At 57.9% G+C, this 12,253-nt stretch carries 7 protein-coding genes, 3 rRNA genes and 1 pseudogene; 3 read left to right on the forward strand and 8 right to left on the reverse strand.

The genetic code is table 11. The annotated features are described in order from the left end of the window. The 3 genes from FQ185_RS05210 to rrf (FQ185_RS05220) all read left to right on the forward strand — a co-directional run. A 23S ribosomal RNA gene (locus FQ185_RS05210) occupies positions 1-107 on the forward strand; the annotation flags it as partial. A 168-nt stretch (positions 108-275) separates the two neighbouring features. Further along, positions 276-391 (forward strand): 5S ribosomal RNA (gene rrf / locus FQ185_RS05215). Between the two features lie 107 nt (positions 392-498). Further along, positions 499-614: ribosomal RNA gene (rrf, locus tag FQ185_RS05220) — 5S ribosomal RNA — on the forward strand. A gap of 162 nt (positions 615-776) precedes the next feature. On the opposite strand, the gene FQ185_RS05225 is transcribed toward rrf (FQ185_RS05220), so the two are convergent. The 8 genes and pseudogenes from FQ185_RS05225 to FQ185_RS05260 all read right to left on the reverse strand — a co-directional run bounded on the left by FQ185_RS05225 (position 777) and on the right by FQ185_RS05260 (position 12,097). Further along, positions 777-3,278 carry a TonB-dependent siderophore receptor gene (locus tag FQ185_RS05225; protein WP_149416568.1) on the reverse strand — a complete coding sequence of 834 codons (2,502 nt, stop codon included), beginning with the start codon at positions 3,276-3,278 and terminating at the stop codon, positions 777-779. 88 nt (positions 3,279-3,366) lie between these two features. Further along, positions 3,367-4,378: pseudogene (locus FQ185_RS05230) on the reverse strand (FecR domain-containing protein). After that, positions 4,378-4,878 (reverse strand): sigma-70 family RNA polymerase sigma factor, encoded by a 501-nt coding sequence (locus FQ185_RS05235; protein WP_149416569.1) that lies wholly within the window; start codon positions 4,876-4,878, stop codon positions 4,378-4,380. Before FQ185_RS05235 ends, FQ185_RS05230 begins: the two are co-directional and overlap by 1 nt. 216 nt (positions 4,879-5,094) lie before the next feature. After that, positions 5,095-5,562, reverse strand: a complete 468-nt coding sequence (locus FQ185_RS05240) for an SRPBCC family protein (protein ID WP_149416570.1) — start codon at positions 5,560-5,562, stop codon at positions 5,095-5,097. Between the two features lie 31 nt (positions 5,563-5,593). Further along, positions 5,594-9,010, reverse strand: a complete 3,417-nt coding sequence (locus FQ185_RS05245; RefSeq protein WP_149416571.1) for a non-ribosomal peptide synthetase — start codon at positions 9,008-9,010, stop codon at positions 5,594-5,596. Positions 9,011-9,023: 13 nt separating this feature from the next. After that, positions 9,024-9,953: a diiron oxygenase gene (locus FQ185_RS05250; protein WP_149416572.1), complete on the reverse strand. Its 930-nt coding sequence runs from the start codon at positions 9,951-9,953 to the stop codon at positions 9,024-9,026. Continuing rightward, positions 9,950-10,726: a DUF3050 domain-containing protein gene (locus FQ185_RS05255; RefSeq protein ID WP_149416573.1), complete on the reverse strand. Its 777-nt coding sequence runs from the start codon at positions 10,724-10,726 to the stop codon at positions 9,950-9,952. The genes FQ185_RS05250 and FQ185_RS05255 overlap by 4 nt, the downstream gene beginning before the upstream one ends. Positions 10,727-11,386: 660 nt before the next feature. Beyond that, entirely contained in the window at positions 11,387-12,097 is a 711-nt protein-coding gene (locus tag FQ185_RS05260) for a GntR family transcriptional regulator (protein ID WP_149416574.1), read from the reverse strand. Positions 12,098-12,253 lie beyond the last annotated feature (156 nt).

The raw sequence follows: 12,253 nt of genomic DNA on the forward strand, positions 1-12,253 counted from the left end.
TGAGTCCCCTGAAGGGCCGTCGAAGACTACGACGTTGATAGGTTGGGTGTGTAAGCGCTGTGAGGCGTTGAGCTAACCAATACTAATTGCCCGTGAGGCTTGACCATATAACACCCAAGCAATTTGCTGACTCTGAATTGGAAACAAAAAGGAGCGCCAGATTGCGGTGTGTGAAGACGAAATGAACCGAAAGTTCGAGATACTCACAAAACACCAGACTGTCACATACCCATTCGCTGGAGCGTTATGCAAATAACGACCTGGCTACCGAATTTCTTGACGACCATAGAGCATTGGAACCACCTGATCCCATCCCGAACTCAGCAGTGAAACGATGCATCGCCGATGGTAGTGTGGGGTTTCCCCATGTGAGAGTAGGTCATCGTCAAGATTAAATTCCGAAACCCCTATCTGCGTATGCAGGTAGGGGTTTTGTTTTAGTAGAAGTCACCAATTTTGCTGGCACGTTACTGCTGTAACGGGCTGGTCACAGAATTTCTTGACGACCATAGAGCATTGGAACCACCTGATCCCATCCCGAACTCAGCAGTGAAACGATGCATCGCCGATGGTAGTGTGGGGTTTCCCCATGTGAGAGTAGGTCATCGTCAAGATTGAATTCCAGAACCCCTGTCTGCTAACGCAGACAGGGGTTTTGTCGTTCTGGGCTTACTAAAAACTTAGTAACGCTATAGCCAAACATATGGAATGTTCCCGCAGAAACGACAAAGCCAGCCCCTGAGTTCAGACGGCTGGCTTTGTGGGAGTAACGAGTATTAGAACTGGTAGCTCACCGTCGCGGCGACATTTCGCTCTTCGCCCAGGTAGCAGAAGTTCAGGCTGGCACAGGAGGCCACGTACGACTCGTTTGTCAGGTTGTTCGCATTCAGACGCACATCAACGCCCTTCAACCCAACCTTACCCAAGTCATAGCCGACAGAAGCGTCAAACAACGTATAGGACGGCACCTTCATGGTGTTTTCCGCGTCAGCCCAGCTATAACCGACATAACGCACACCACCGCCCAAGCGCAGGCCATCGAGTGCCGCGTTGTCGAACGCGTAGTCAGCCCAGATCGAGGCCATGTGCCGTGGTGCCTGGGTTGGCGAGTTACCCTTGTTCTCGATCACGTCAGTGTCCGTGCTCAAGGTGCTGATCATCGACTTAGAGTATTCGATGTCGGTGAAGGTGTAGCTGCCCAGCACTTTGAAGTTGTCGGTCAGTTGCATGTGCGCTTCCAGTTCCAGGCCCTGGGAGCGGACAGCGCCTACGGCGCGATAGAAGTTTTCCTGCGGTAGTTTGGTTGCGAGGTTTTCCTGATCGATGCGGAACAGCGACGCGGTGAACAAGTTGTCGGTGCCTGGCGGCTGATACTTCAGGCCCACTTCCCATTGTTTGCCATCGGTAGGTGCCAGGGGATTACCGGCACTGTCCGAGTAGGAGTTCGGGTTGAACGACTCGGAATAGCTGATATACGGCGCGATGCCGTTATCGAACAAGTACAGCGCCCCGGCCCGCCCGGTCGGCTTGGTGCGTTTATCACGGATTTCAGTGCCCTGCGGACGCCCCGCCTCAGCGAGCCGATTCTCATCTGAGGTTTCGACCCAGTCCTGACGCAGGCCCAAGGAAAAGCGCCATTTGTCCATCTCGATCAGGTCTTGCAGATAAACACCGGTTTGCTCCAGACGACGCAGATAGCTGGTTGGGCTGTAGAAGTCGATGTCCGAGTTGCCATAGACCGGATTGAACGCATCGATCGGCGCAAGACCGCCACCGGTCCAGTCGACCACAGTTTTACGGCGCTGATAGTCCGCACCCATCAGCACGGTGTGCTTGGTTGCGCCGGTGAAGAATTCTGCTTGCAGCATGTTATCGACGATGAAGGCGTGCAGTTTCTCGTCGCCACCGGTGTAATAACGGTTCAACTCGTTACTGGTGGGTGTAGTCCAGCCATACGCGTAGACCTGATCGAGCTTCACCTTGGAGTCCAGATATCTGAAGTTCTGTCGCGCGGTGAATACGTCGTTGAAACGGTGCTCGAACTGATAACCGAAGGACTGCTGATCGCGCTGAAAACCATCAATACTCGGCTCGCCCTCGAAGAAGTTCGGGGAGATCCGATTGCCATTGCGCTGATGGATTGTGCCGTCGGCCGGCACACCGCCGTGATAACCGCCGTCCGGATCGTGTTGCAGATAGGCCTGCAAGGTCAGCGAGGTGTCTTCGGTGAAATCGATGCTCAACGTAGGTGCCAGGGCGAAGCGCTTTTCCCTGTTGTGATCGAACTGTGTGTCGGACTGATCCGCCAGCCCTGTCAGACGATAGGCAACGCGTTCGTCGTCATCCACCGGGCCGCTGAAGTCAAAACCCATACCGCGTTGGCCTTGGGAACCCACTGTGGCTTGAATCTGGTGATAAGCCTCATACAAGGGCTTCTTGCTGGTCAACGCCACCAGACCACCCGGCGAGCTACGGCCATAAAGTACCGATGACGGCCCTTTGAGAATATCGATTCGCTCAAGGAAATACGGGTCAACCTGCATGGTGCTATAGGTGCCGCTGTCGCCCATGGACTTCAGGCCATCCAGATAGATGTTATCCACCGAGCCGTCGTTGAAACCACGCATTGCCACGTAGTCGTAACGGTGGGTTGCGCCGTAAGGATTGGTCAGCACGCCGGGGGTGTAGCGCATCGCCTGGGATACGGTTTGCGAGCCTTGGTCGTCCATTTGCTCGCGAGTCACCACCGACACACTTTGCGAAGTTTCCAACAGCGCAGTACTGGTCTTGGTGGCGATCTGGCTGTGCGTCGCGTTGTAGCCGTCCATGCTGCCCAGTGCGTTACCGAGGGCAAAGCCTTTGATGTCGGTAGTGGGCAATGCCAGCGCTTCGGTTTCGGCGACAGGTCGCAGCACATAGCTGCTGCCATTCTGACTGACGGCATCCAGCCCCGAACCACTGAGCAAGCGGCTCAAGGCCTGGTCCACCGAATATTCACCTTGCAGCCCGGCTGATTGACGTCCCTGAGTTTGATCGGGAGTCATCGAAAGGGTGATCCCGGCCTGACGCGCAAACTGGTTGAGCGCATCGCTCAAAGGGCCGGCGGCAATGTTGTAGCGGTGGCTGCTGACCTCGTTGCCCTGCGCCGCCACGCCAAGTGTCGGCAGCAGGCCGACGCCTAATGCGGTAGAGAACAGCGCCGCGCGTACGGCGTGACGCAAGACACCTGAATCCGCGGTTAAATAAAGAGGGTTCTTACTGATGGCGCGCACAGTCATTGTAGGTTTCCGTAGGAAGTCGCTGAAGACAGAGTTGAAGTGCTTACTGTCTAAGCCGGACTTGTTCGGAAAACCCGCCAAAAATATTTCAGACCTGGCGCTCCAGCGTCACCCACCAGCGAGTGCGATAACGCAACTGCACCGGCAGGGTTTGCGGCAGGATCGTCAGCAGTCTGTCGGTATTCTCCAGGCGGAAAACTCCAGACAGCCGCAAGTCGGCAATGTCCGCTGAGCACGTCAGATAACCGTGGCGATAGCGTCCGACTTCATTCAGGAAATCCGCGAGACGCATGTTGCGGGTAACGACCAATCCGTCGACCCAAGCACCCACATCCATGTCCAGCGGCGGCGCCAGCGTCGTTCTATGGTGATCAATCAAATAACTCTGCCCGGCCTGGACCTGAGTCGGCATGCCATCGGCGGCAAGCGGGGAGTGGATGACGACCATGCCACCGGTCACGCTGAGCCGTGTGCATTCGGCGTCCTGACGCAGGATGAACCGTGCATCCACCCCCTCGTAAACACCGTGGCGGCTTTGCACTCGCAACGGTCGATCAAAAGAAGCCCCTTCATCGGCCCCACCGCACGTCACGATGATCTCGCCGCGGGTGAGCTTGATCAGCCGATGCTGGGGGGTGTAATCCAGATCCACCGCGCTGGCGGTGTTGAGCTCAAGGCGAGTGCCGTCTGGTAACTGGAAACCGCGCCGCTCGCCAGTAGCGGTGGCGAAGTCGGCATTCCATTGCTGCCATCCAATCGTGTCTTTGCCCAACCACACCGCCGAACCCATCAGCAGCGCGCCAGACAGCAGTTTCAACGTCTGGCGTCGGCCCAGTCCCTGTGCGCTTTTTTCCAACGTATTGAAAGCCACTTGAGCACCGGGCACCGATCGCAGGTTGCTACTCAGTTCGGCTTGCAGCGACTGCACCCGTTGCCAGGCAAGTTCGTGCTCATGGTGTTCCGCCCGCCAGACGTCGCATTGCTGACGCAGCCTGGAATTGGCCGAATGGTTACGCAAGCGCAGCAACCAGTTGATGGCCTTTGACCACCTGCTGATGGGGTTCACCGCGTCGATTCAGCAACGAGTTATCCACAGGCATCATGCTTCATACCGCAGCATGTAGCAGTGATACAACGCGTTGGCCACATAGCGCTCCACCGAGCGCAGAGACACACCCATCTGGCCGGCGATCTGTTTGTGGGTAAGCCCTTCGCACTGGGACAGCAGAAACGCCTGACGCCCTTTCGGCTTCAGGCCTTCAAGCATGCGGGCGATGCCTTCCAATAACTCAAGCACCAGGGCCCGCGCTTCGGCGCTCGGAGTTTCGGCCTCGGGTAAATGAGCGATGGTTTCCAGATAAGCGCGTTCAATCTCTTCACGGCGCCAATGGTCGATCACCAAACCGCGAGCAATGGTTCGCAAAAAGGCCCGAGGGGCCTTGAGTTCCAGGCGTTCTGTTCTTTGCAGCAGTCGAACAAAGGTGTCCTGGGCCAGGTCCGCCGCATCGGCTGAATTGCCCAGTCGAGCGCGCAGCCACGTGTTGAGCCAACCATGATGGTTACTGTAAAGCGCGTGTACGGCAATCTCAGGAAAGGACATGAACGCAACAGCCCGGACGTCATAAATGATAATTAGTCGCATTGTCATCAAGGGTTGGGGAATTTGCAACTGCCGTTCAAACAACCGTCCGCGTTATCGTTCTTCGCGAGCAAGCCCGCTCTCACAAGTGACTGCATTCTCCTGAGAGAACGCGGTCACTTGTGGGAGCGGGCTTGCTCGCGAAAGCGGTGTAACGATTACCGCTGAACCGAACCCTTACACAAACAGCTTCAGCACATTGTTCATCGCATCATCGGCAAAGCCCTGAACGAAATCCTTGAATCCCGGTAGCGCCTCGGCGCCGCCCTGGGCCGGTTCGGCGATGATGGTCCAGGTTGCTCGGGACTGGCCCGCATCCAGCGGCTCAACACTCATCGCCGCCCACAAATTGGCCACGCCCAAGGTGTTGTAAATCGTGGTCCACGTCATGTTCAACGCCTGGTCATCCCGCGAGTTGAGTTGCTCCACCACAAGGTTGCCGTCCTTGAAGAACTTCTTGCGCAAGGACGACACGCCTTCACCCGTCATCTCGATGTGCGACAGCGCCGGAATGAATGTGTCGAAACCGGCAAAGTTGCCGACCACGGCCCAGACTTGCGCAGCATCAGCCGGCACTTCCACTGAAGAAACGACGTGGCAGCCTTGAGGGTTTTTGATCAGGGTATCGGGTTGCAGAGTGCTCATGGTTTTGCTCCATTTGTTGGGTCGGGATGAATCAGATGAAATTGATTTCTTTGAGGTAGTTGCAGCCACGACGTAGCAACGCCGGGGATTTTTCCGGGTAGTGCGCGCCCATCTGCCGAACGCCTGCTTGAGCGTTCTCGTGGCCGATCATCGAGATGTCGCCGATGTCTTCCTCGAAGCCGTTGAGGTAGAAACCCAGCACGCCGAACAGCGCGTTGTCGCTGTCGACCCGGCCCAGTAGCTGCTGCCAGTCGGCGACGCTGACCATGGAAAATTCCCGGCCGGCCTCGCGAAAGGACGCCACGTAGGCGTCCCAGCTCAAGGGCTGTGGGTTGTGCAGGTTGAACACCGCTTTATCCGTCTGATAACGGCTGGCATGGAAGGCAATGAACCGGGCGAGAAAGTCCACCGGCATCAAATCGAAATTCAGCGCAAATTCCGGCACCTGGCCGAGCTGGATTGAACCCTTGAGCATCAGCATCAAGCGATTCTTGTGGGGCTGGCAGACCCCCGTGAGGCTATTGAAACTGATGTTGCCGGGGCGATAGAGATTGACCCGAACCCCACGTTCGCGAGCCCGCTCGAGAATCCTTTCACCGACCCATTTAGACAGGTTGTAGCCGTTCTTGATGTAGATCGGCGGGGTCTGTGCGGCGGGCAATTCCAGCACCTGGCCATCGGCGGAAATCGTGCTGGACGCCGACAGTGTCGAGACGAAATTGAAGATCTTTTTGCTGCGTCCTTCGCACAGTCGCAGGCACTCGAAAATCGGCTCGACGTTATCCCGCGCCAGCGACTCGTAATCGAGTACGTGATTGACGTTGGCGGCGTTGTGCACCAACGCGCCGAACTCCCGATCCAATCGCTCGTAAACCTCTGGGGCGAGGCCCAGTTCAGGGCGAGTAATGTCCGCCGCGTAAACCCGCACCCGGCTCAGGTCCAGATGCTCCAGGCGGTTTTCGCGCAACGCGTGAGCGAAACGCTCGGCCGCCGATTGTCCGCCGCCGTCGCGCACCAGGCAGGCAACTTCACTGGCGCCCCAGGCCAGCAGCGCCTCGACGATGTGCACACCGACAAAACTGTTGGCGCCGGTGACAATCACCTTGTGCACATCGCCCATCCGACTGACCGGCAACGGCTGTATCTCCAGCTCACGGAAGGCATCGGCCAGGGCCTTTTCGCTCAATACTGCTTCGGTGCCGGAGCCACGAACCAGCGTCGCCAGTTTCGCGATGGTGGGCAGTTCGATAAAGCGGTTAATCGAGATACTGCGCCCGAATTCTTCACGCAAACGCAGGAGCATGCGCGACAGCAGGATCGAGTGGCCACCCAGATTGAAGAAGCTTTCGTCGGTGGAAATGTCGCTGGCCGGCAGCTCCAGCAGTTCGGCCCAGATCTCCAGCAACAGCGTTTCGTCGGTGCTGGCAGGCAGGCGTCGTTGGCTATTTTCAGCAATGCTGACGGGCAGCTCCAGCAGCGCTTTACGGTCAACTTTGCCATTGCTGGCGAACGGCATGCTCGCCAGTTCGGTCCATGCAGTGGGCTGCATGTAGTCCGGCAAAAACTGCAAGGCGTGGGCTTTGAGCGCTTCACGCGCGGTGCCGGGTCGAGCCTCTTGAGGCTGCGCAAGGAACGCCAGAATTCGTCGATGGCTATCGATTACCACGGCCACCTGGCGGTACAACTGACTGTCGCGCAGGCAGCGTTCGATTTCTTCCGGCTCGACCCGAAAGCCACGAATCTTCACCTGGTTGTCGCGCCGTCCGCACAGCTCAATGCCCTCGCGGGTCCACTTCGCCATGTCGCCGGTGCGGTAAGCGCGCAGGCTTTTTCCGTTCGACAGGCTCAAGGTCAGATAACGCTCGGCGGTCTGCTGCGGGTTGTTCAGGTAACCCAGGCACACGCCGGGACCGACGATGAACAGCTCACCAACGGTCTGCTCGTCTACCGGCTGAAAGTCCTCATCAAGAATCAGCACCTGACTGTTGGCAATCGGTGCGCCGAGGGTTCGATTTCCATCGCCGACCTGAAGTCGCCGCGCGGTGATCAGCACCGTGGCTTCGGTAGGGCCGTAGAGGTTGTAGAGTTTGCCTTGGCGCGTCAGTTGCTGGATGACGTAGGGTTCGCAGACATCGCCGCCGGTCATCACGTGATCCAGGCACTGCAATTGATCCAGCGGCAGAATGCTCAGCAACGCTGGCGGTAAAAAGGCGTGACTCAGTTGCCGCTGGCGGATCAGTTCCACCAGTTGCAGCGGGTCGCGGCGTTGGTCGTCGCTGGGCACGATCAGCTCGGCACCCTGGAGCAGGGTCGGGAAAATATCGATCAGCGACGAGTCGAAACTCAACGACGAAAACTGCAACACCCGACTCTGCTCGGTCAGCTGCACATAGTCGGCGTACCACGCGGTGAAGTGCGCGAGGTTGGCCTGGCTGAGCAACACGCCTTTGGGATGGCCGGTGGTGCCGGAAGTGTAGAGCGCCATGCACGGCGCATCGAGCTCGGGTCGTTGGCGCATCAACGGTTGATCGAGATCCACGTCACTGATGTCGATGCTGCCGATGTCCAGCCCCGGCATGTCGGCCGCGAGCGGATGCTGTCCATCATGCAGCAGCAACACCGCCCCGGCATTCGACAGGATGTATTGCTGGCGTTGCAGCGGATGGCTCGGCTCCAGCGGCAGGTACACTGCGCCGCTGCCGAGAATCGCCAGAATCCCCGCATACAACGCGCTGCATTTGGGCAGGCAAATACCGACCACCAACGGTCCTTCATGCTGATCGAGCAATGGCTGCAAACGTTGTGCAATGGCGCGGCTGTGGGCGTGCAGTTCGCGATAACTGAGGGACATGCCGGCGATGTTCAGCGCCGCTCGCTCGGCGCACTGGTTGAAGCGCTGCTCAAGCCGCTCGATCATCGGGATCTGCGCGAGTTGCACCAGCCAGGGTTCAGCGGTCGTGTTGAGCTGGTGGACAAATGCCAGGCTCTCCAGAAACTGCAGGTTTTCCACACGTTCGAAGTGAGCGGACACCGCCGGCTCGGCGGGCAGAAAATACTCGGCATCCCGCGAGTAGCGACTGACCAGCAGCGCCACATGGTCCACCAGTTCCGTCACCGCGCGCAGACGCAGCGTCTGGCCATTGCCCGAGGGTTCGTCGGTAATCGGCAAGCGAGTGAACAGCGTCGAACGGTATGTGCACAGCAAGTCCAGCGGTGGCAGGCCAGAAGCTCCCGGCACACCGACACCCAACTGTAGCGTCAGTCGTGGCGCATCGCTGAGGCCCTGAACTTGCAGACTGGCATCGTCGATCAGCAAATCCATGTTGCCCGGCGGCTGCTCGTCGAGGGCTGTCAGCCGCCTCAGTGAATGGCCGTGTTGTTCGAGTTCCAGCGCCAGGTCCGCAAGGGCCTGGCTCTGCCCAATGAGCAGAATGTCGAGACGTCTCATGATGTGCTCCTCGTTAAACCAGGTAGTCGCTGAGGGCGTCTTGTACGCACGGCGAATCGAGCAGCGAACTGCTGCGGAAAAAGCGCACGATGTTGGCGACCAGCGGGTGATGGCGATTGATCGGGAAGGCCAGCCCCGCGACTTCGCTCTTGAGTGCGCCACGCGCCGCGCTGCTGATCTGCAAGGCGTCAATCAAGTGGAAGTCGAAGGACTTCTGGATGTCGTTGGTCAGGTAATGGCCGATGAACACCGGCAGAATCTGCGCGATGCACTGGCGGTCGTCTTCGCTCGCGGTGTGCCAGTAGATGCGCACCAGTCGCGCCCAGAAACCAGAGTGCCGGCCCTCGTCCAGCAAGTGGTCGGCCATCAAACCCTTGATCGATTGCTTGACTGTCCCGTCCTTGGCGAACGCCGCCACATCGCCGGTGACGGTGTTCTCGGCGATGGCCACGCAAATCAATTCCACGGCGCTGCGCAGGTGCTGCGGTGCGAGCGCCACAGCGGCTGGAATCGCTCGGCTCAGTTCGATTTCATCCGGCAGTTCGATGGGTGTGATGCCGGTCATGGCGATGGTCTGCTGCATGAAATCCATGGCCACCAGCGCGTGATAATCCTCGTCCACGACTACGGTCATGGCGTCGTAGCGACAGGCGAACGGGAAGGCCACGGCGAAGCGGTTCTTGGCGATGCTGCGGGCGGTTTTATCGACGATCTCGGTTTCGAAAATCACCACGTCGTTGATGAACTTGTAGAGCGTCTGCACCAAGGCGAAATCGCGCTGCTCTGGGCATTCGCGCAGGAAGGTTTCGCTCAGCACCAAGGGCTGGCGACTCAGCGGATAAATCAGCTTGTCATCATTTTCCAGTACGCGGCGCGGGCGCGTGCGGATGGTCGCGCGGCTCTCCCAGGCGTCGGCGAAGGATTGGTAGTCGGCGGCGTTCATGCGTTCACCTCCGCGACACGTTCGCTCATGCTCAGGCGCAGGCCGTCCCACAGGGCGATGCGACTTTCCACGGCGGCGAGGGCGCTGGCGTAGACGTCTTCTTCGCGTTGCGGATCGCCATCGACCAACCGCGCAAGAAGTTTTTCGGCCGCCGGGCCGTGGTCCTCGGCGTCGACTTCGATGTGCCGCTCAAGGTAATAACGGAAGGTCGGCGCCTGTTCAATGCCAATGCCCCAGTCGTCGAGAATGCGCTGGAACATCTGCGGGATGACGCTCTCGCGACCATGCAGAAATGCCGCCGCCACGCTATGCCCCGGTGCATGCAACGCGGTGTGCAAGGTGTGGCGCACAAACTGCGCAGCCGCCGGGTCGACGTCCACGCTCTGCAGCGCCACGTCGTAGCTCACGCCTTCCTTCTGCAGGGCGACAAAGCGCTCGATGGCGACCGTGCTGGCACCGACTTCGCGCATTGCATCCAGGTACAACTCGAAATGGCTGTAGTGACCTTGAGCCGGACGGTCATCGGACTCTTCACCGAGCACGATTTCGTTGATCAGTCGCGCCGCCTGTGGATCTCGCGGCGGCAACCAGGGCAACTGAACGCAGGTCAGTTCCTGTTGCAGGCGTTTGGTCAGCGACATGAAGTCCCACACCGCAAATACATGGGACTCCATAAAGCGTTGCAGGACCGACAGTGAATGTATTTCGCGGAAAATCGGGTGCGCACTAAGTTCTGATTTTTTCTGATCAAGACGGTCTTTAGTCTGTTTCATGGGCGAGCCTATAAGTGATGTGGGGTGCGGACTGATCAACAAGTAACTGTTCTTTGAAGTTTCCTGTTGGCGAACGGGCGCCTCAACGAATTGATCAGTGTTGATAACGCGAAAGTCTTTAAATACGGCGTGCTACCAGTGTTCAGTGGCGGCGGAGAAAAACTAATACACGAATAAAGTTCCCGGCAAGTTATTTTTATTTTATTTGAAAGTTTAACTTTCTGCGGCGCGATAAGTTTCAATAAAATATCCGATTAACATTTTATTTGGATGTAGTTGCTCCTTCCGGCTTATATAAGTCAGAATTTTAATAAAGAGTGAATGCCTCACTCAAAGCAACTTTCTAATGGAAATCGTTAACGTGATCTGAAGGGGTGGAAGTTGGCCGGGAGCGACGCCGATTCTTCCTTTCCCGTGGCAAGACTCCTTCCTTAGGTTCTTGATGCGGGCACTGCTCCGCTCGTGCGGTACGTCGCCCGTTCATTATTCGTTGGCAGTGCAAGAGTGAGCGTATTTCAAGGCAGCCGCTATCACCGAGGTGTCATCCTGTCGGTGCAATTATTTTGGCTTGAGGGTCGAAAGCAGGGGGCGGAGGACGTGCGACGTCGCAGCAAGCGAAGACGAGCAGTTCGATCTGCTCGCTCAGGCCTGCCACGGAGATTACTTCGAGGGTTTTCTGTTCTGTGCCTCGGGGCTGTTGAGGTAGCGCGTGATGACCTCAACCCCGCGATTGAGGTGATGTTCGAGGAGCTTCACCGAACCTTCGATGTCCCGGTCTTCAACGGCCCGCAACAGCGCCCGGTGATCTTCCTGAGACAGCTTGCCCAGCCCCATGGCTTCCAGGTTGAAGCGCAGGAAGCGCTCTTCTTCGTTCAAGCCATCTTCCACCAGCCTCAACAGCCGCCGATTCGGCGCCTTGCAGTACAACGACATGTGGAACAAGCGATTGAGCCGGCCGATTTCGGTGTAGTCGTGTTCCGTTTCCAGTTCGTCGATGTAGCGGGCGGCCTGTTTGAAATCCGCGGTGGTGAGCAGGGGAATTGAGCGGCTCAGGGCTTCGGACTCCAGTAGGATCCGCAGCTCATAGGTTTCGGTGGCATCGCCCTGAACCAGCGGTGCAACCACTGCGCCTTTGTGAGCGATCACATTAAGCAGCGATTGCGCCTCGAGCTGGCGCAAGGCTTCACGGACCGGCATGCGACTGACGCCGAACAGGTCGGCCAGGTCCTGCTGGCGAAGGGCGGTGCCGCAAGGGATGCGACCGTCGAGAATGGCTGCGCGCAGGGTCTCCTCGATCACCGAGCGTGCCAGATGAGCGGGAATCGGCCCGTTGACCTTGATACTGCTTAGAGGGTTGGGCTTCTGTGTCACTACAACGCACCCTGTCTGATTGAATGAATTTTTTTGGATCCAAATGGACACTAGTGACTGCCTGACGGGTTGTCAAACGGGCACAAGCGCGCACATGTAAAGTTTAGCGCGCCATCAGTGATCTCACCGTGCCATTGTCTTTTGCCGGGCTAAGCT

The sequence above is a fragment of the Pseudomonas sp. ANT_H12B genome (genome assembly GCF_008369325.1).
GTDB lineage: Bacteria > Pseudomonadota > Gammaproteobacteria > Pseudomonadales > Pseudomonadaceae > Aquipseudomonas.